Origin of the sequence: Nostoc sp. (genome assembly GCF_036917815.1) — a bacterium.
In the GTDB taxonomy this organism is placed as follows: domain Bacteria; phylum Cyanobacteriota; class Cyanobacteriia; order Cyanobacteriales; family Nostocaceae; genus Nostoc.
This window is the reverse complement of the sequence record NZ_JBALEK010000042.1, coordinates 204,975-225,555: the sequence shown is the minus strand read 5'-3', so window position 1 is coordinate 225,555 and position 20,581 is coordinate 204,975. Positions and strand designations below refer to the sequence as shown.

Below are 20,581 nucleotides of genomic sequence, written 5' to 3'. Positions count from 1 at the left end.
TGTCTCCTTTGATTCTCTCCCTGTAGGCAAGTCCGAGATTATTTTGCGTAGCTGCCCAATCTAGAGGCAAAGCTTCCCTGGTGTAGACAGTTAAAGCAGCAGTAGAAGCAGCGATGGCATATTCGATATTCTCAGCCTTGTCTCCTTTGATTCTCTCCCTGTAGGCAAGTCCGAGATTATTTTGCGTAGCTGCCCAATCTAGAGGCAAAGCTTCCCTGGTGTAGACAGTTAAAACAGCAGTAGAAGCAGCAATGGCATTTTCGATATTCTCTGCCTTGCCTCCTTTGATTCTCTCCCTGTAGGCATTTGCAAGATTATTTTGCGTAGCTGCCCAATCTAGAGGCAAAGCTTCCCTGGTGTAGACTGTTAAAGCAGCAGTTAAAGCCGCGATGGCATATTCGATATTCTCTGCCTTGTCTCCTTTGATTCTCTCCCTGTAGGCATTTGCGAGATTATTTTGCGTCGTTGCCCATTCAAAAGGCAAAGCTTCCCTGGTTTTGACAGTTAAAGCCGCAGTTAAAGCCGCGATGGCATATTCGATATTCTCTGCCTTGTCTCCTTTGATTCTCCCACTGTAGGCAAGTCCGAGATTATTTTGCGTCGTTGCCCATTCAAAAGGCAAAGCTTCCCTGGTTTTGACAGTTAAAGCAGCAGTATAAGCAGCGATGGCATTTTCGATGTTCTCAGCCTTGTCTCCTTTGATTCTCTCCCTGTAGGCATTTGCGAGATTATTTTGCGTACCTGCCCATTCAACAGGTAAAGCTTCCCTGGTGAAGACAATTAAAGCCGCAGTATAAGCAGTGATGGCATTTCCGATATTCTCAGCCTTGTCTCCTTTGATTCTCTCCCTATAGGTAGCAGCGAGATTATTTTGCGTTTTAGCCCAATCTTGAGGCAAAGCTTCCCTGGTTCTGACAGTTAAAGCCGCAGTGAAAGCAGCGATGGCATTTTCGATGTTCTCAGCCTTGTCTCCTTTGATTCTATAGCTGTAGGCATTTGCGAGATTATCTTGCGTCCTTGCCCAATCTAGAGGCAAAGCTTCCCTGGTGTAGACAGTTAAAGCCGCAGTATAAGCAGCGATGGCATTTTCGATATTCTCAGCCTTGTCTCCTTTAATTCTAAAATAGTAGGCAGTTGCGAGATTATTTTGCGTAGCTGCCCAATCTTGAGGCAAAGCTTCCCTGGTGTAGACCGTTAAAGCAGCAGTAGAAGCAGCGATGGCATTTTCGATGTTCTCAGCCTTGTCTCCTTTGATTCTCTCCGTGTAGGTAGCAGCGAGATTATTTTGCGTCATTGCCCAATCTAGAGGCAAAGCTTCCCTGGTTCTGACAGTTAGAGCCGCAGTGAAAGCAGCGATGGCATTTTCGATGTTCTCAGCCTTGTCTCCTTTGATTCTATAGCTGTAGGCAGCAGCTAGATTATTTTGCGTACCTGCCCAATCTAGAGGCAAAGCTTCCCTGGTGTAGACCGTTAAAGCAGCAGTATAAGCAGCGATGGCATATTCGATATTCTCAGCCTTGTCTCCTTTGATTCTCTTGCTGTAGGCAATTGCGAGATTATCTTGCGTCCTTGCCCAATCTTTAGGCAAAGCTTCCCTGGTGTAGACAGTTAAAGCAGCAGTAGAAGCAGCGATGGCATTTTCGATGTTCTCAGTCTTGTCTCCTTTGATTCTTTCACGGTAGGCAGCAGCGAGATTATTTTGCGTCATTGCCCAATCTAGAGGCAAAGCTTCCCTGGTGTAGACAGTTAAAGCAGCAGTATAAGCAGCGATGGCATTTTCGATGGCATTTTCGATATTCTCTGCCTTGCCTCCTTTGATTCTCTCCCTGTAGGCAATGGCGAGATTATATTGCGTTGTAGCCCAATCTAGAGGCAAAGCTTCCCTGGTGTAGATAGTTAGAGCCGCAGTGAAAGCAGCGATGGCATTTTCGATGTTCTCAGCCTTGTCTCCTTTGATTCTCTCCCTGTAGGTAATTGCGAGATTATTTTGCGTCGTTGCCCATTCAATAGGCAAAGCTTCCCTGGTTCTGACAGTTAAAGCCGCAGTGAAAGCAGCGATGGCATTTTCGATGTTCTCAGCCTTGTCTCCTTTGATTCTCTCCCTGTAGGTAATTGCGAGATTATATTGCGTCATTGCCCATTCAATAGGCAAAGCTTCCCTGGTTTTGACAGTTAAAGCCGCAGTGAAAGCAGCGATGGCATTTTCGATGTTCTCAGCCTTGTCTCCTTTGATTCTATAGCTGTAGGCAGCAGCGAGATTATATTGCGTTGTAGCCCAATCTTGAGGCAAAGTTTCCCTGGTTCTGACAGTTAAAGCCGCAGTATAAGCCGCGATAGCATTTTCGATATTCTCAGCCTTGTCTCCTTTGATTCTCTTGCTGTAGGCAGCAGCGAGATTATTTTGCGTCATTGCCCATTCAACAGGCAAAGCTTCCCTGGTTTTGACAGTTAAAGCCGCAGTATAAGCAGCGATGGCATTTTCGATGTTCTCAGCCTTGTCTCCTTTGATTCTCTCGCTGTAGGCAATTGCGAGATTATTTTGCGTCATTGCCCATTCAACAGGCAAAGCTTCCCTGGTTCTGACAGTTAAAGCCGCAGTATAAGCAGCGATGGCATTTTCGATGTTCTTAGCCTTGTCTCCTTTGATTCTCTCGCTGTAGGCAATTGCGAGATTATATTGCGTTGTAGCCCATTCAACAGGCAAAGCTTCTCTGGTGAAGACAGTTAAAGCCGCAGTATATGCAGCGATGGCATTTTCAATGTTCTCAGCCTTGTCTCCTTTGATTTTCTTGCTGTAGGCAATTGCGAGATTATATTGCGTCCTTGCCCAATCTTGAGGCAAAGCTGACTGGGTATAGACAGTTAAAGCCGCAGTATAAGCCGCGATGGCATTTTCGATGTTCTTAGCCTTGTCTCCTTTGATTCTCTTGCTGTAAACAATGGCGAGATTATTTTGCGTTGCTGCCCATTCAACAGGCAAAGCTTCCTTAGTGTAGACAGTTAACGCAACTTCATAGCCAGTGATGGCAATTTCCATATTACTGGCTTTGTCACCCAAGGGAAATTGCGCTATTAAATTGCTAAAACCAATAACTGCTGCTAAAAATTCCGCCTCATTTGCTTTAGCTTCCCCCAGCGTATTTGTCGTCCCTAGACTACGTAGTATTTCTGCAAACACTCCATCAAGTTTGTCTGTATTCTTTGCTAATAAGGGGTAAACTACCTGGGGATTATCTTCGCTGTCTGCGGTTGCTCGTAGTACCTCTATCAAGAATTGGAAATATGCCTGTATCTCCTCCTCACGGAGAGATGCCCAATCTAGTTCATTATCTAGATTCAACGCTTCCCCTAGTTGCATTGCCAAATTTCGCAACCAATTCGCTGTCTTCTCATCCCCGTGTTGGGAACACATCTGTGCTATTTCTTCTACCTTTTGCACAAAGCCAGCATCAAGTAATTCTTGGTTTGCTGCTAAAATCTCGACTTCTTCACCACTGGAGGAATCTAACAGGCTGCGAATGAGGTTGAAATAGGCTTGCTGTCGTTGTTCGTTCATGGGTAAGAGCGTGAGAAGTAATTTTATGATGAGATAAATTCAACACCAACGCCCTAAATTCCAGAAAAACGTACAATTTCATCACAAATGATCTGTTTCTGACAATGAAAGAACCTCGTGGATGAGTGTTGTTTACTTGTGAACAGACAATATACTGATTTTGTGATCGCCCACTGCCAGTTTCAGGTAAAAAGAGGATGGATGCGATCACGTCTATAGATTTGGCGATCACGTCTATAGATTTGGCGACTGCAATTGTAATTTTAGCGATCACATTTATAGATTTGGCGATCAAGGATGTGCCAGAGCAAGTTTCCATCTGCGGGAGAATGTCAGGTAAGCTGTCGCGCATTTAAATTTGATAATTTAGCGTCTGAAACCGTTTCCAGCCTTATATTGCCTTGTAAAACTAGATGACGAACAGCTTAACAGTAAAATGCGATCGCTACTCACTTTACAGTATTCAAGTTTTGTTGCTCTAACACCACATTGAAAATTAGTGTAAAACTTACGCTGGGGATGAGTCGGCATAAAACTTGTAGATGAGCTTCTGCATCACTGCGGCGACGAAAACGAGCTACAATCTGATTCTGCATATTAGGTTTAAGTCGGACTATACACCAAGGACTGAGCTTTTCAAGATAGGTCATCGAATTCTCCTGGTAAAATCTGTAATTTCCAAGACAAAAGCCAGCCTACTGTGACGGTGGCTGGCAAGAAATATCAAATTGATATTGAAATTAGATTCAATTCCTACTCACTCTTGTCTGGAAAACAAAGCTTCTGCAACACTTCTTCGGGGATATCCTCAAAATGTTCGAGCAAAAAGTTCATCAGCGCCAGGTGGCGTAAATCGGCTGACATGGGACGGCGGTAGTTTTTACCTCTAGCAAACCAGCGTCGAACGGTGGAAAGGGAACGATCGCAAATCTGAGCAATTTCTTCGTAGTTCACCTGCCACTTGGTGTAAAACTGCTTGGGAGTCATACCCAACTGACAGTAACTGTAGAGTTGCATCAAATCTTGCTCTCGCTGCTTGAGTGGATGAGGATTCATAAGTCTGTTTCCTCGCTGATTGGTTCTAAATCTTCTTCCCAAGCAATATCAGCAGAAGTCCAACTAGCACTGGGGCTATTTTTGCTCAACCAAATCAGGTAGCACCAACTCCAGCAGCACCGATCGCTAGCAAAGCTATAAAATCTACCTATGACAATACCCCAGTCAGTATCGCTTTCAGTAGAGAGCCAACGCAAGCGATCGCCATATAAAAATCTGGGTGTCTTTGCTACATCAGGAAAGTTAGCGGGAAGCTCAATAGATGCGTCTGGGCATTTGAGGTTAATCAAGCTTGGGGCTATATCTTGATTACTCTGCCGGATGAGATTGAGATAAGCGGCAATCAACTTACCATTGATGCTGTAAGTTAATTGAGAAATCAGAATCGCAGCTAGACTTTCTATTTCTTTCTGCTGGGGCTGTATCCAGGCGCTCTCAAAGTCAGCATCAGAGTAGTTGTTGAGCTTTGTTACTAATTCTGTGATGCCGAAATCATCTAAAGCTTGTTGATAAGCTCTGTGTTGATCTGTTTTGTAGCTAACAGGCTTTAACATGGAAAATGTCTCCTGTGATAGGGGGGCCAAAAGCCAGCATCCGCCCTGAGAAAGTTGATGGCTGGCTTTTGACTTATCAGTAATTATACGCTAAAATAAAGTGTTTTTATGTTAAACAGTGTGTTTTAATGCGTTTAAGATAAAAATACACTAAATCGCTTATGATGCTGATATGGGAAAAGTAACTGTAACTCTTTATATGGAAGAAGAAGACAAAGAAGCCCTGCAATTTTTGGCTGATGCAGAGGAGCGTTCTTTGTCTCAAATGGCGGTGTTAATTGTGAAACGAGCGATTAAACAAGCTCAGACTGAGGGCAAAATTCCACCAAGTCAGGGGAAATGAGGTGTAAACGCTTAGTGGTTTTGAGTTGCGATCGCCTGGTGTGTCAAGAAATAATTAACGAATAGATTTGCTGTAGAGACGGCGATTTATCGCGTCTCTCTCCAACCGTCTGATCGTTGTTGGGACGTTATTTTAGGTTAAAAAATTCCGATCGCGGAATTAAACGTGCTAAGTATATTTGTTTGGGCTAGAGGAAAAAATAACAGATTCCCTGGTTGTCAAAACAGTTAATATGTAAACTCATAATTTTTTAGGCGAAATAGACAGTCATATCGCCTAAGTCGCTAACAAACTATGCTCAATATCAGTCAACTTGAATCTTCCCTGTGGGAAGCCGCAGACCAACTCCGTGCTAACTCCAAACTCAATGCTAATGAATACAGTATGCCCGTACTGGGGCTAATCTTTCTTCGCCATGCGACAAATCGCTTCAATGCTGTCAAAGCGGAGATTGAAAAGGGTTTATCCTCGCGGGGTGGAAAAAAACGCCCGATTACTATAGATGACTTTAAAGGAAAGTCAGCAATTTTTTTACCAATTGAGGCTCAGTACGATCGCATCTTGAATTTGGCAGAAAACGCAGATATTGGCAAGGCAATTAATGCAGCGATGAAAGCCATTGAGGATGAAACTAAGATGTTGGAGGGGGTCTTACCGAAGGAGTACACCAGTTTTGAGCAGGATTTACTGTATAATTTAGTACGTATTTTTGACCGGGAGGAGTTGCGTACAGCCACAGGTGATGTGTTTGGGCGAATTTATGAGTATTTTCTGAATAAGTTTGCTATGAGTGGCGCACAGGAAGGAGGAGAATTTTTTACACCGCCTTCTTTGGTACGCACGATTGTAAATATGATTGAACCTGACCGGGGAAATGTTTTAGACCCTGCTTGCGGTAGTGCGGGTATGTTTGTGCAGACGGGACATTTTGTGGAAAATCGCGGTGAGGATGCAGCTGCAAAGATTACTTTTTACGGACAGGAAAAATCGGATACTAACACCCGTTTAGCGCGAATGAATTTAGCGGTTCACGGGTTAGAAGGGATTGTTCGCCAGGGTAATACTTTTTACGATCGCTGGGAAGAGTTGCTGGGTGAATGTGATTTTGTCATGTCTAACCCGCCGTTTAACGTGGATGGTGTGAGTCCAGAGAAGGTGAAGACTGACTCGCGGCTGTTTACTGAGAAAAAGATACCGGGAATTGCTGCCAAAACTAAAGCAGTGAGCAATGCAAATTACCTCTGGATTCAGTATTTTTACAGTTATTTAAATGAGCGAGGTAGAGCCGGGTTTGTGATGGCGAGTTCCGCATCGGATGCGGGACATGGGGAAAAGGAGATTCGAGAGGAGTTAATCGCCACTCAAGCGGTGGATATGATTATCTCTATTGGGACGAACTTTTTTTACACAAAATCGCTACCTTGTACATTGTGGTTTTTTGACAAGGGAAAACCAGCAGAACGCCAAGACAAAGTGTTGATGATTGATGCGCGGAATGTTTACCGGGTAGTGACGCGCAAAATCCGCGATTTTAGTGAAGAACAACTCCAGAATATCACTGCGATCGCTTGGTTGTATCGCGGTCAGCAGGAACGTTATTTAGGGTTGGTGGGGGAATATTTAAATAAGACGCACCAAGAAGCAGGGACTATTGAAGGTGTGTTGACACAGTTGGAGTCACCGTTAGCTAAGTTGACGCAGATGTTGCATACTTTTAGCGATCGTCTTGGAGCTTCGCTTCCTTTATTAAAGGATTTACCCGAAGTTGAGGGATTAGTTGCTGAAGACATCGCCAATCAGAATATAGAGACTTTCCGCGCTACTTTGTCTGAGTTGGAAGCGGGAATTCAAGAATTTACTGCGGCGAGAGATGTTTTAATTGGTGAACTACAAGTGCATCTTGCATGGTTTGCAACTCAAGCTGAGTCACTTTCTACTAATGAAGCGCAAAAAGACTGTGCAGCAAGGTTTGCACTTTTTATTCCCCAATTGAAAACTCTGCAAAAGCACATCAACGAAGTGCATAAAGTCGGTACTCGCGCTGTGGAACTGGCGGAGAAAAAACTAGAAGCGCGGAAACAGGATATTTGGGATGGGAAGGAAGTTAAAAAACAACGTGATGCACTGGATATAGTGCGAGATGAAGCTATTTTTGCTATTAAGTCTACGCTGTATGTGAAAGCACAAGTTACCTGGTTACAATCTCGCTTTCCTGAAGCGGTGTTTGTGGATGTATCAGGGTTGTGTAAAGTGGTAACGCGGGATGAAATAACCCAGCAGGATAGTAGTTTAACACCTGGGCGTTATGTGGGTGTAACTGCTTTGGATGGGGAAGATGAGGACGATTTTGAGGAGAGAATGCGGGAAATTCATTTAGAGTTGGCGAGTTTGAATGAGGAAGCGGTGGAGTTAGCGGCAAGTATTGCTGCCAATTTTGAGGAGTTGGGAATGTAATGTGGAGTAAAGCAACTCTTGGCCAAATTGCTGATGAAGTTGGAGGAAGTATTCAAACCGGGCCATTTGGTTCTCAATTACATCAAAGTGATTACCAAAGTTATGGTACACCCGTTGTCATGCCACAAAATATCGTCAACGATAAAATTACAGAAGATTCTATTTCTTACGTAGATGATGTTATGGTGCGTAAGCTATCCCGCCACGTTCTCCAAGTAGGAGATATTGTTTATCCTCGTCGTGGTGAACTTAATAAGAGAGCAATTATTAGTCAAAGAGAATCAGGTTGGTTATGTGGTACTGGATGCGTCAAAATCAGCTTAACTAATAGTCCTGTTTTCCCATCATTTTTATTTTATTACCTCAAGCAATCTCAGGTTGTTAAATGGATTGAAAATAAAGCAGTAGGTTCAACAATGCTGAACCTAAATACTGGAATATTAAGGTCGCTTGAAGTTCAATATCCTAATTACCAAACTCAACAACGCATAGCTGAGATTCTCTCAAATTACGATCGCCTCATCGACAACAACAACCGCCGAATAGCACTGCTGGAAGAGTCCATCCACTTGCTGTATAAGGAATGGTTTGTGCGATCGCGCTTCCCTGGCTACGAGTCAGTGAAGGTAGTTGATGGCATTCCAGAGGGTTGGAATAGAAAAAGACTTAAAGATATTGCATTATCTATTCGACAATCCATTCATCCTTCAAACACTGAACTAAACACACCTTACGTTGGACTTGAACATATCCCACGACAATCAATAGCCCTTACATCTTGGGGGTATAGTCATGAAGTTGATAGCAATAAATTCGTATTTACTAAAGGTGATATCCTATTTGGTAAAATTAGACCTTATTTTCACAAAGTTGTTTTTGCTCCAGTAAATGGGATATGTTCTTCTGATGCAATTGTAATCCGACCTATAAACCAAGATTTATTTGGATTAACACTATCACTTGTTTCTAGTGTTGCGTTTGTTGACTACACCTCAAAGACATCTAAAGAAGGCTCAAAAATGCCTCGTGCTAATTGGGATGTCATGGAACAGTACCCTATACTAATTCCTTCTCCAAAATTGTTACAGGAGTTTAATACATTAGCAAGTCTAGTAACTAACCAAATAACTAGCTTAATATTTACTAATCAACGTCTTCGCCAAGCCCGCGATTTACTCCTTCCTCGCCTCATAAATGGAAGCATAGCTGTGTAAATTATAGATTTTGCTGATAATTACAACTGCCAATTTACTCTACTTATACTTGTGCCAAGTGCTTAAGAGTTTCAAGCTGCTCACTGGCTGTCAAGTCTTGTCCATTAGCCCAACTAGATGGCGGTTCCGAGTGATTCAAGTTTCCAAAAACCTGAAGGCAGTGTGAGTAGGCAATGACAGCTTGAAGATGGTAAGTTAGTTTGTGGCTCTTCGGTTCATTTTTAATAAATGTGTATCTTATGGCTTGATTGCGAATGCCATTTAAGATTACTGTTGCTAGCTCTTCAGCATCACTAATACTTAAATCAAAATGACGGTGATTAGCTGGATAAAAATTTAGGTTATTCCCTGGAGTGAATTCATAGTGGGTGGTCTTCGGAAGACAACTTACAGGAATAATTAAAGAGCCTCTAGTACAACTCGATTTTCGTTTCTTGCCTCTGCTAGCACGAAAATCCCCTTGATTTATGCCTTCTGCAATCACCCCAAGAGCATGGCCAATATCAAAAGGATCGATTGTATCGGCATTATAAGTAGAAACGCCGGAAATTTCATTTCCTAGTACCTGCTGGATAACTCTTTCGATTAAATCCTGCTGCCAGCACATATCTGTACACTCAATCGCCTCACTTACAATCAGTTCAAAATCTCCCAGGCTCCTACAAAGACGAACTAGATTTTTAGGCCGCTTAGAGCCTTGGCATGGCCTTCTGAGCCACCAAGGGATTGCGTTAAATTTCATGAAATGAGGAAACTAAAAGTGACTTAATTTAATAGTCTTATTATGCCTTGAATTAATCGAGAATGTGGCAAATTATTCTCTAACAGTGCAGTTTCCACAATATTTTTACCTAAGCGACCACCACAAGTTAAAAGACAGGCAGCAGAAGATTGGGCTAAAAGTTTATCCGTTGATTCCAAGAAGGAACTAATGGCATAAAGTAAATTTTCACTATTAATGTGGGTTTCTGCGTTACGTAAGGACACTATAAGAATACGACTAGCTACTAGAGGCATATTCTTAAATTCCACAGCTAGCCTTGTTTGATATTCATCTGAGTTATCTGTTAACCATTCAACTATTGCTTCTGCAATTTCATATAGAGCATCTTCATCCTGTTCACTTGCGTACAAGGCATGAAGATACTCTTTAATTTGGGTAGGAAAATCTTGTAATCCTACAAATCTTAGTACAGGTACTGTAGAAGTAAATGTAGAGGTAAGGATTAATTCATCCAAAGTGTTTTTAACTGGCGCATCAGGATTGGCTGATAAAGCCTGTTCATATAAATTTAACCAAGCGTAGTCTTCAATAGAAAGTACAGCATTGCCATGTTGAAGATAATTTCGCACAGCATCCAGATTCACACTTGCTGACCTAATATTTGTTGGAATGTCATCATCAAGCAGAATCGATAGCTTTAAAGAACCTCCTTCTTGTCTATTCTTCAATGGGTTCTGGCCCCAAGACTTGGTGTAATTCGGGCGTGATGCACCATTGGAAAAAGTTCCTGGCTTCTCGATTGAATCGGTTAAGGTGTTCATCAGCATCTTCGATCTCCGTTATCTTCTCAGTGTGAAAATCAGCGTCTATAAAATAACCCAGTTCATTAGATTCATTTTTTCGTGCAAGTCCATACCTAGCACTCACTATTGCATCTGCATAACCCAGACCGCACACGAAAAGCGAGAAGGCTTCAGGAAAGTCATCTTCCGGCAAGTCCTCGGCTGCGAATATCCCTAAAATCGGGGGTTTAAGTAACTCCCGCCACGGGCGATTCGCTACGCCAAGCTCGGAACGCATAATTATATCCTGGTATCTTAGTCCAATCCTGGTAAAGTACGACGGCTTGTAGTATTCAATAAGTAAATTAATAGCAGCAGATAATCGGTTTCTAAAATCCTCCCAGCTTTTGTAATTAAAAGTAGAAAGAGCTATAAAGTCACTAGATAAAACAAGTTTCCACTCTCCTGCTTTATCAGCAAACTCATAGGACAAACCTTGTCCCAGTAACACGGGTGGTGAATTGGGTTGTGAATTAGCCAATAATGACAACTCAAGAGTTCGAGGGGTGCTGAAGAGCGGATAATCTGATCTCACCGCTTCCTGAAAGTCTACAGGAGCTTCCTTCTCGATTTTTAAGATTTTCGGGAACCGAAGCTGACAGATTACTTCCACAAGAGGGTTGCGGGAATATCTGACACGAGTAGATTCGGGGAACTTCATGCAATTATTGAACTTGGCTAGTTGGCGATAGAACTCAGGGTGCTGTCTAGGACAGGAATAAAGGTCTACTAAGGAAATTAAATTATCAATGAATAACAAGACCCAATAAAAAACTTTGGGCTTGACAAACTAAAGTTAATTGTCTCACTTTTGTATCATCTTAATTGTAAGACACAAGATCCTTGCTGTCTTCCGCACTTCTGATGAGCCTTTTATAATCTCTTTACAAAGGACTTTATAACTTTAAGTCACAAGTGAGCAAGATTCAGACAAAGGGATCGTGGTACTCTGAATCTTTTTTCTCGGCTCACTGCAAACTTACGGGTAGTTATGGGTAAAGTAACATAAATATCTGTATAATTTGTCATCATCATGAGTGCCGAGTATTCCGAAGACCGCCTAGTGCAACAAACTACCGCTAACTTTTTTGAAGGAACCCTGAAATGGCACTCAGTTTACGCATACAAAAAAGAAACATTCGGCACTAACGGTACACTAGGACGCAAAGATAAACGAGAAGTTGTACTCACACGCTATCTTCGCCAAGCATTAGAGAAATTTAATCCTGGTCATCCACAGCAAGTATACGATGATGCGATCGCCCAATTCACCACATCCAATATTTCAGAGCAATTAATCACCATCAACCAGAAAAAATACCAACTTATCCGTGAAGGTATCCTAGAGAAACCCTACAAAAACCCACACGGTGAAACTATCAATCCCCGCTTGAAAGTGATTGACTTTCAAAACCCAGAAAATAACCATTTCCTGGTTGTGCGGGAGTTGTCTATTAAAGGTTCTCTCTACTCCAAACGACCTGATATTATCGGCTTTGTTAATGGTATTCCTTTACTATTTATTGAACTTAAAGCCACGCACCGCAACGTCAGAGTGGCTTACGAAGACAACTACACCGACTACAAAGATACTATCCCCGAAATTTTCCATCACAACGCCATAGTCATGTTAAGTAATGGAATAGTGGGGAAAGTAGGTAGCATCACCAGTCGCTACGGCCACTTCCAAGAATGGAAACGTCTAGAAGAAGAGGAACTCGGCAAAGTTGACTACCAAACAATGTTAATGGGGATGTGCCGCAAAGACAATTTCCTCGACATCATCGAAAACTTCATCCTCTTTGATGACAGTAGCGGTAAAACCATCAAAATTCTGACTCGTAATCACCAATTTCTTGGTGTTAACCGCGCATTTACCGCCATTCAACAACGGCAAGTCCGAGAAGGGAAACTTGGCGTTTTCTGGCATACTCAAGGTAGCGGGAAATCTTACTCAATGGCGTTTCTCACTCGCAAAGTCCACCGCCAATTACCAGGTAATTTTACCTTTGTCATCGTCACAGACCGCCAAGAACTAGATAATCAAATCGTGCAAACCTTTGCTGGCGTTGGTGCTATCAAAGAAAATAACACCCAAGCCGCCAGTGGTGAACAATTAGCGGAATTACTCAAAGACAACCATCGCTACGTTTTCACGCTGATTCACAAATTCAACAAACCCGGTGAGATTTACTCCCACCGTCCCGATATTATCGTCATCTCCGACGAAGCGCACCGCACCCAATACGGTAAACTCGCGGAAAATATGCGTTTTAGTTTACCCAACGCATCTTTCATCGGCTTTACTGGTACACCTTTAATGGAGTCGGAAGAAGACCAACTCACCCGTCGAGTTTTCGGCGGCTACGTTTCCACCTACGACTTCCAACGCGCTGTAGAAGATGGCGCAACAGTACCTCTCTACTACGACAATCGAGGCGAAGAATTATATTATGATGACAAAGGCACTCAACGCCAGGTTGCAGCTGACAAAGAACTAAATAAACGCCTCGCCACCGCCATCGAACAATTTGACCTCGACGCAGAACAAGAAGAAGCCGTCCGTCGCCGCTTGGGGGGAGAATATCTCATCCTCACCGCCGAAAAACGTTTAGACCGAATCGCCCAAGACTTAGTAGCTCACTATACCCAACGTTGGCAAACCGGAAAAGCGATGCTTGTTTGTCTAGATAAGATTACCGCCGTCCGAATGCACGGACTTATCGATAAATACTGGAAACAAGCAATACAAGCACAGAAACAATTAGTCAAACAAGCTGGTGATGAACAAGAGGAAGTGGAATACCAGCAATATTTGCAATGGTTGGAGTCAACAGAATATTTAGTTGTGATTAGCGAAGCCCAAAATGAAGTTAAAACTTTCAAAGATTGGGGTTTAGATATAGTTCCCCATCGCCAAATTATCAAAAGTCGCAATCTAGAAGAAGAATTTAAGAACGAAAAACACCCTTTCCGCTTTGCGATTGTCTGCGCCATGTGGTTAACAGGCTTTGATGTCCCCAGCCTTGCCACATTATATATAGATAAACCCTTACAAGGACATACTCTCATGCAAGCGATCGCTCGTGCAAACCGCGTCTACGAAGGGAAAAATAACGGGTTGTTAATTGATTACAACGGTATTTTAACAAGTCTCCGTGCCGCCCTTGCAAGATACTCCCGTACAGAAGTAGGAAGCACAGACGAGAGTATAACACCTTACAACGACCTGAACCAATTACAAGAAGATTATGCGATCGCGCTTCAAACTTGTATTGACCACATCGCCAATTTGGGGTTTGACCTGCAAGGACTAGTGGAAACAGCAGGATTTGATAAAATTGCTGCTTTAGCAAGTGCAGTTAATGCAGTTTGTACAAACGATGAATCTCGCGCCCGCTTTGAAGTATTAGCCAGGGAAGTCTTCAAAAAGAAACAGGCACTAATTACTGAACCGAAATTAACAGCACCCTACCAAGGAAAATATAATGCCATCGAGCAAATTTACAAACACTTACACGAACAACACAAAATATCTTTAGATATTAACGCTGTCATCCGTTCCTTACAAGGTATCGTTAGCGAGTTCATCAACGTTGATACTTCCCGTCTTCCAGGTGCAGAGTCAGGCAAAAATTACAATATTAGCAATATAGACTTTGAGTTATTAAAAGCAGAATTTGCTAATTCCCAGACCAAAAATACCTCAGTCCAAACCCTGAAAGAAGCTGTCGAACGCCAACTCCAGCGAATGATACAACGAAACCCATCTCGCATTGACTACTACACGCGCTATCAACAAGCTATCCAAAACTATAACCGCGAAACTGACCGAGTAGCCATAGAGCAAACATTTGAGGAACTGCTGAAACTTGTAAAAGACCTCTCGGAAGAAGACACCCGTGCTGTCCGCGAAGGTTTAAGTGAAGAACACCTTGCCGTTTTTGACTTGCTTTGCTCATCTAAAGATAATTTAGATACCAGAATTAGAAACCGCGTCAAACAGGTTGCTCAGTCGCTAATTGAAGCCGTGAAATCACAATTACAGCAACTAGAAAACTGGCGGGATAAGGAATCTACAAGAGCCACAATAAAGAGTTTTATTTATGATTACTTGTACAGCGAAGACACAGGTTTACCTGTAGATGCCTACGATGATAGCGATGTAGACAACCTGAGTAATGTAGTATTTCTCCATATTTATCAGCAGTATAAAAGTGCTAATAAACATCCTTATGCAGCGTAATAGTACTTAATATTACTCCCTAAAGCGTTTGAGGTTTTGGTGTAAGACTTCGTGAATGCGTTGGCGTAGCCCGCCGCAGGCATCGCACCAAAAAGGAATTACAGTCTGCCCCTGACAAAGAGCTTCTAGCGCTACTTGCCTGTCAAACTCTGCCAATTGCAAAGGTTGTTCAGGCGATGAAGTGGCTAATAACATTAGCCACTTCATCTTGCAAGATTGAGCAACGCCTAACGGCATAAAGCCACGATTCACGTTGCAAAATCGCTGTGATTTCTCCGACGCTTTGGTTGAGCAACGCCTAACAGCATAAAGCCACGATTCACAATTTCAACTCACCACTCGGCTTGACGGTAAATCGTTGAGCAACGCCTAACAGCATAAAGCCACGATTCACACGAACACTACTTTAATTCGGGAATCCTGCTCAACTTGAGCAACGCCTAACAGCATAAAGCCACGATTCACAGCAAAGGCTAAAACCCTTGAGTGATGAAGGCTCACTAGCAATTTTACAAGTACCCCTCAGCCGGAGATCCCAAAAAGACAAAACTTATCAATTTCTTGTATTTCTTCAACCTCTAAAACTCAATCCCCCTAACTCTTTCAAGGATTTGCAAGCACCTTTTTCTTTATCTAAATTGCTATATCCCTTAACCCTGTAATCCTTTCCGTCATTTTTTACCTCGATTCTCCTCGCCAGCAGGGGTACTTGTCAAATCGGGGATTGAACCATTGTCCAGGCTAAATCAGGAGGTGATAATCTATCTATTTCCTCAATCCGATACCTCAAAAATCGGGTATTTCTTGACCCCACATGGTCAACCCAATAGGGTAAGGTTAACCTGCCTCGATTATCTCTAATTGCCCACTGTCTCACTCCCTCTAGATAATCTTCCGAGACAAGTTTGATCGTTTTAATCAACTGGTCGCTTTCTCCCAAAAATAAACAACCAAACCGTCTTACTAGCTCAGGATGGTCAAACGCTAACTGTATCCGCTCCCTTAAACTTGGTTGTATCTTCTCACTATCAGAACGAACCCAAATCAAACACTTCACATTAGACAAGATTTCTTGATAACAGGGAATAACATTCTCTGGATGGCTAAAATCAGCATTCTTAAACCGTCTCATTTGACGTAAAATTTGCGACTTTTTGGGACTAGATAACATAGCGATCGCCAATTCTACCCCACAGTGGCGATAGACATTCGTTTCCCCTACCAAAGACAACAACATCCCATACACTGTCGCTGGAGGAGGGACAGGATAGGTTTTTCCCATTTCCCTTGCATGGGACTCCCGAAAAGTCGTAAATGGAACATCCAAATAGAGAATTAATGGTGCAATCATTTTGATTCTTCCAAGCCCAAATCTCTTTTAATGACTGTTTTCAAAGCTTCAACCATTTCATTTCGATTACGATAAATATGCGCTTTCTTCAAAGGGGAACTTTCAAAATTATCCAATTGCTGTAACTCCTTAACAATTGTTCCCCCAATCCACAATTTACTAGGGTCAATCTGTCCGCATTCCACTTCATCTATAAACTCTTGTGTAAATTTTGCTTTCTTACTCTTAGGATCGCAATATTCAAAGCAATAGGAAATATATGAAGCAAAATGATTTGTCCATTGAAATACCAAACTATCGGGACAGAAAGGATAATTAAAAATATTACTACTCCCTCCCACCTTGGGCAGATTCATAATCCCATCTATCAAAGGTAAAATCCGGGAACAATCTTTAAGATGAGTGGCATCAATTCCAAAATAATATTGATATCGAGTTGCATGATATTCTGTAAAATGGAGAGATGTACTATCCTTCTCTCTGCCACTTTTTGCCCCTAACTTAACTGCACCATCATAAGGCGTTAGCGAAACAGCCATATTCATCCCTAAAGCACCCATTCGCTGATTAGGAGTACTGGCTTTTGTTTGTTTCTTTTTTCTCTTTGTTGTTGAAGTCTCCTCCTCTGTTTCAGCAGACTCTAATAAAGCAAACCCAAAAATATCATCATCATAAAATTGTTCTGGATCGAAATCTTCACTTGTTAACCGATTAATATGTTCGTCCTCATCCCAAACTCGATTAACTAAGTAACCTTGCTTTTGAAGATAAAAACGTAACGCCCAACGAATTGCACTTGAACCTACAAAAGAATGAATTTTACCATTCCAATAGCCTTTTTGTAGAATAGTCTTATTTCCTCGTCTAATGTCATGATTTAAGGACGCTAAACCATAACGAGTGAGGATTGTTCCGTAAAGATAATAATTTGGGATATTATTGTCATTCTTCTTCTGACTCATCATTCACTTCTTCTAGGTTTTGATTGTTTGGGAACGAACTATCATCCATGTTTGTGGGTTTATCTTTGGGTTTATAACTGGCGATCGCTAACAATGACCAAATTCTTATTTCTTGCCAAGGTGATTTTTTAATTAGTAGTGCAATCTTTTCCTGATGCTCATTAAAATACTTATTTAATCCCCCTCTTACTAAAAAGTCAGACAAATATTCCTTAAACGACAATTCATCATAACAATAGTTTAGCTCTGCCCTTAATCGTTCAACTTTCTTCTTAATTGGAGGATCTTTACCTTCCTCTGTTTTGGCATACATTTTAGCAAAGTTACCCTTCATAGCTTGCTGAAATACCTTAATAAAAATAAGATACTGCTTGTCTTCTTCACTATTCTCTGCCATTATGATGAATCCTTCTCGATTGGAAAATAACTGGTTAAATAAATATTCTTTTGAATCCTCTATCACCAATTTTTCCCAAAAATTAGACCACCAATGGATTCCTTTCACTAAATTATCAGCAATCAGGGAGCGAATCAGATTGACCTTAATAAAAATTTGCTTATATTTAATTATCTGATAATTAGTTTTAAAATATTTTTGCACCTGTTGATAAGTGATTAAAATATTCTTATCAATTTTAATTTCTTCTATACTCATCAATGTCCGTTGACGAGAAGCTTTATTTGTTTTTTCATATAACCAAACTTGACAAGCTTGATAGTAGCCCACTTCAGGCTGAATATCGTCTAAGCTGTAATAAAGTAATCCTGCTTCCCCAAGGCTACTAACATGAAACTGTTTAGTTTCTAATTGCTGTAATCGCCATCTCCTTTGAGAAGCGTCTTCAAAATCCTTTATTTCTGGAATCACCACCAAGTAGCGATGGGGTTTCCTTTCTTTTAAGTCTTCTGATGGTATATGAAGTAAGCAATAATGACAAACTACTGGTACAAATAATAATGCTAAGGCGTATTCCGGTTTCTCTTCTAGTTTTGTAGTATTCTGCGTCCGAGCATGGCGAACAATTCCCCCTAAATACAACCAACTGGTTATTTGAATATAATCATGTCTGAGTTGTTGGGTATCTGCCTCGCATAACTTCTCTGCAAAGGTTTGATGTGCGTACCAAGTTAGGGATTTATATTGATACTCGACTTGTTTTTCTTCAAACGTTAGTTCAGTGTTAATTATCTCTCTTGCTTGATAAAACTTATTAAGTCGCAGGAAAACAGCGCATATTCCCTCATGAATATGGATTTTCTGCCTTAAATCTATTCGATCATTGTCTAATCCTACTAAATGAATTAAACCTGTATCATCTAATTGAAAAGACTCATTAATTAACCAAGATAAGGCGATGAAATCACTTCCTTCCCAGAATAATTCAATAGTATCAGCAGTCAAAACCCATGATATATGTCCTCCCCGTTGACGAGATAAGCGATATTGCTTTTCCAATCGCTTTAAAGTCATGTAAAGTCCGGTCATTCCGACGCGGTGCATTATTGTCGTATCCGCAGCATGGAGAGATAGGGAAATTTTGGGTTGGGTAGACACTATCATCAGGTTTCCTCTTCTTCCTTGCTGCGAGTCGCTCGGACAAATATTCCACACATCATCTTTCGTTTCCCGCCAATGCCCTGTTCTTGCAAGGTTAGGGAATCTTCAGGATTGAGTTCACTGATTTTTACGCCAAATCCTCTAACTTTAAACTGTTTCCCTTCTTTATTGATGGTTAATTGTCTTCGTTGAGGTGTTCCATCTTGTCGAGTGAGAAGTTCAATTTTTCCTTGTATTCCTAAATTATCCACTTGCCGTTGCACAGCTTCAATAAAGTTAGTAGAGTCTTGAAACCCTTTAATTACCACTAATCTGGAATAGACACTTTCTGAAGAAATTAACGGTTTGTAGTCAGGAATATCTAGTTGATAAAGATTTTGACCTATATGAAAGGCTTGACCCGCTAAATAAGGATAAATTAAAGGAATTTGTTGATGATAAATCCGTATTTTTAGACGAGATTGAGCAGTGAGTTCAAGCAAATTGTTCCTGGTCGGTATTCCAGCAATCGGATGAATCCCAATAGACTTTAGTTCGTGAAGGCTAGGACAAATACTGGACAAAGCACTGTATATAACATAACCATTATCAAGAGGAATTGGTGCGCCTCTTAGCTTAAACGTTAAGTCTACATATTCCTCACTTTGAATTAATATGGCTGCCATAGATGGAAATTTTGAGAAAAATTTAAAGATGTCAGAGCTTGTTTAATACATCAACATCCTCTTGTGCAAAATTGTCCTCATTGTCATCGCCAGCTACTTTGGTTAGGCTGGCAATCCAGTTTAGGCTATTGTTCGCAATGTTCTCAGTGGTTAGGAGGATCTTCTAATACTCCAGTAGTTACTCAGAAAGGATGGATGGCCGAAAGTTTCTATCCCATACCAGCATAAACCGCTTCTGTTCCATTCATTCTAAAAAAATCCGGCGCTTTCCTGCTTTCTATGCTTGATTGGACTCACGGCAAGCTTATCCTTCCAATTTGGACTGGCGGCAAAGTTATGATTCCAAACTGTCAATTTCATCCAAAATTAGCTGACGCTAGAATGAGGGTTATAGTGTTGTTGACGGCAAAGTTATGGTTCCAGTAGCGGCAAAGTTATGGGTAAAGTCACAAAGGGCAAGAATAAAGAGCTTTTCCCCACAAGGTATAAGAGGATGTTTTAAAAGTCCTCTTCTTGGTAGCAAAAAGTTTTAGATCCCCCTAAATACCCCGATAAATTGGGGGACTTTGATTCTTCCCCCTTTTTAAGGGGGGTTAGGGGGGATCTAGAAGTTGCTAAAATCACAGCTAAGGGATCTGCGGGTTAATATAGCGGTTCTCAGTTGAGTGCAATACAGACCTAACAAGAACAGCCCCTTCCCTACTAGCGTTGGGGAGTAAGATTCAAAGCCTCTCTCCTTTTAGGAGAGAGGAATGGAAGTGAGGTCAAACTGTATTGCATCCAAGTGAGAACCGCTATAGTGTCCCAACCAACCGGGTTTCGACACTTCGACTACGCTCAGTGCATCGCTGCGCTCAACCCTCAGCCGTCGAGAGTTGAGCGCAGTCGAAACTCGGTTTACTGGTACTTTATTTTCACGCAAGTCCCTAAATACTTTTGAACGCACCCCATCTAAATCAAAGATTATACATGGGGATTGGTGCGCTAAGAAGCTGAAATACTTCTTGAGCGTTACCAGGGCTACTGGCGTTCTCAGTGTGTCGTTAGAACTTTCGC

At 41.7% G+C, this 20,581-nt stretch carries 16 protein-coding genes and 1 pseudogene; 5 read left to right on the top strand and 12 right to left on the bottom strand.

From position 1 onward, the window contains the following. Positions 1–3,556, bottom strand: a pseudogene (locus V7K97_RS13100) (hypothetical protein); the annotation flags it as partial. Between the two features lie 197 nt (positions 3,557–3,753). Here V7K97_RS13100 and V7K97_RS13095 point away from each other — a divergent pair. Further along, positions 3,754–3,912 carry a hypothetical protein gene (locus tag V7K97_RS13095; RefSeq protein WP_334801447.1) on the top strand — a complete coding sequence of 53 codons (159 nt, stop codon included), beginning with the start codon at positions 3,754–3,756 and terminating at the stop codon, positions 3,910–3,912. Between the two features lie 93 nt (positions 3,913–4,005). Here V7K97_RS13095 and V7K97_RS13090 read toward each other — a convergent pair whose 3' ends face one another. The 3 genes from V7K97_RS13090 to V7K97_RS13080 form a co-directional block, all read right to left on the bottom strand. Further along, entirely contained in the window at positions 4,006–4,206 is a 201-nt protein-coding gene (locus V7K97_RS13090) for a hypothetical protein (protein WP_334801445.1), read from the bottom strand. 103 nt (positions 4,207–4,309) lie between these two features. Next, a complete protein-coding gene (locus V7K97_RS13085; protein WP_334801443.1) occupies positions 4,310–4,612 on the bottom strand; it encodes a helix-turn-helix domain-containing protein in 303 nt (100 codons plus the stop codon). Further along, on the bottom strand, positions 4,609–5,166 hold the full coding sequence (locus tag V7K97_RS13080) for a hypothetical protein (RefSeq protein ID WP_334801441.1): 558 nt from the start codon (positions 5,164–5,166) through the stop codon (positions 4,609–4,611). The genes V7K97_RS13085 and V7K97_RS13080 overlap by 4 nt, the downstream gene beginning before the upstream one ends. 172 nt (positions 5,167–5,338) lie before the next feature. On the opposite strand from V7K97_RS13080, the gene V7K97_RS13075 reads away from it, so the two are divergent. From V7K97_RS13075 to V7K97_RS13065, 3 genes are all read left to right on the top strand, one after another. Further along, positions 5,339–5,509, top strand: a complete 171-nt coding sequence (locus V7K97_RS13075; RefSeq protein ID WP_094348682.1) for a ribbon-helix-helix domain-containing protein — start codon at positions 5,339–5,341, stop codon at positions 5,507–5,509. 294 nt (positions 5,510–5,803) lie between these two features. Further along, on the top strand, positions 5,804–7,963 hold the full coding sequence (locus tag V7K97_RS13070) for a type I restriction-modification system subunit M (protein WP_334801438.1): 2,160 nt from the start codon (positions 5,804–5,806) through the stop codon (positions 7,961–7,963). After that, a complete protein-coding gene (locus V7K97_RS13065) occupies positions 7,963–9,177 on the top strand; it encodes a restriction endonuclease subunit S (protein WP_334801436.1) in 1,215 nt (404 codons plus the stop codon). Before V7K97_RS13070 ends, V7K97_RS13065 begins: the two co-directional genes overlap by 1 nt. Before the next feature lie 43 nt (positions 9,178–9,220). Here the strand turns inward: V7K97_RS13065 and V7K97_RS13060 are convergent, their stop codons facing one another. The 3 genes from V7K97_RS13060 to V7K97_RS13050 form a co-directional block, all read right to left on the bottom strand. Then, positions 9,221–9,784, bottom strand: a complete 564-nt coding sequence (locus tag V7K97_RS13060; RefSeq protein WP_334801434.1) for a hypothetical protein — start codon at positions 9,782–9,784, stop codon at positions 9,221–9,223. A gap of 158 nt (positions 9,785–9,942) precedes the next feature. Beyond that, complete coding sequence (locus V7K97_RS13055) at positions 9,943–10,629, bottom strand: hypothetical protein (protein ID WP_334801432.1); 687 nt, start codon at positions 10,627–10,629, stop codon at positions 9,943–9,945. After that, positions 10,619–11,404, bottom strand: a complete 786-nt coding sequence (locus tag V7K97_RS13050) for a TIGR04255 family protein (RefSeq protein ID WP_334801430.1) — start codon at positions 11,402–11,404, stop codon at positions 10,619–10,621. Before V7K97_RS13050 ends, V7K97_RS13055 begins: the two co-directional genes overlap by 11 nt. Before the next feature lie 372 nt (positions 11,405–11,776). Between V7K97_RS13050 and V7K97_RS13045 the strand changes: the two genes are divergently transcribed. Beyond that, positions 11,777–14,989, top strand: coding sequence for a type I restriction endonuclease subunit R (locus V7K97_RS13045; RefSeq protein ID WP_334801428.1), 3,213 nt, complete (start codon positions 11,777–11,779; stop codon positions 14,987–14,989). A 12-nt stretch (positions 14,990–15,001) separates the two neighbouring features. On the opposite strand, the gene V7K97_RS13040 is transcribed toward V7K97_RS13045, so the two are convergent. From V7K97_RS13040 to cas6, 5 genes are all read right to left on the bottom strand, one after another. Further along, positions 15,002–15,241, bottom strand: coding sequence for a hypothetical protein (locus tag V7K97_RS13040; protein WP_442938908.1), 240 nt, complete (start codon positions 15,239–15,241; stop codon positions 15,002–15,004). 460 nt (positions 15,242–15,701) lie between these two features. Beyond that, a complete protein-coding gene (gene cas5 / locus V7K97_RS13035; RefSeq protein ID WP_334801425.1) occupies positions 15,702–16,340 on the bottom strand; it encodes a type I-MYXAN CRISPR-associated protein Cas5/Cmx5/DevS in 639 nt (212 codons plus the stop codon). Further along, entirely contained in the window at positions 16,337–17,305 is a 969-nt protein-coding gene (locus V7K97_RS13030) for a CRISPR-associated protein (protein WP_334801423.1), read from the bottom strand. The genes cas5 and V7K97_RS13030 overlap by 4 nt, the downstream gene beginning before the upstream one ends. Beyond that, positions 17,283–18,863, bottom strand: coding sequence for a type I-MYXAN CRISPR-associated Cas8a1/Cmx1 (cas8a1, locus tag V7K97_RS13025; RefSeq protein WP_334801422.1), 1,581 nt, complete (start codon positions 18,861–18,863; stop codon positions 17,283–17,285). The genes V7K97_RS13030 and cas8a1 overlap by 23 nt, the downstream gene beginning before the upstream one ends. Further along, positions 18,863–19,525, bottom strand: a complete 663-nt coding sequence (cas6, locus tag V7K97_RS13020; RefSeq protein WP_334801421.1) for a type I-MYXAN CRISPR-associated protein Cas6/Cmx6 — start codon at positions 19,523–19,525, stop codon at positions 18,863–18,865. Before cas6 ends, cas8a1 begins: the two co-directional genes overlap by 1 nt. Between the last annotated feature and the right edge of the window lie 1,056 nt (positions 19,526–20,581).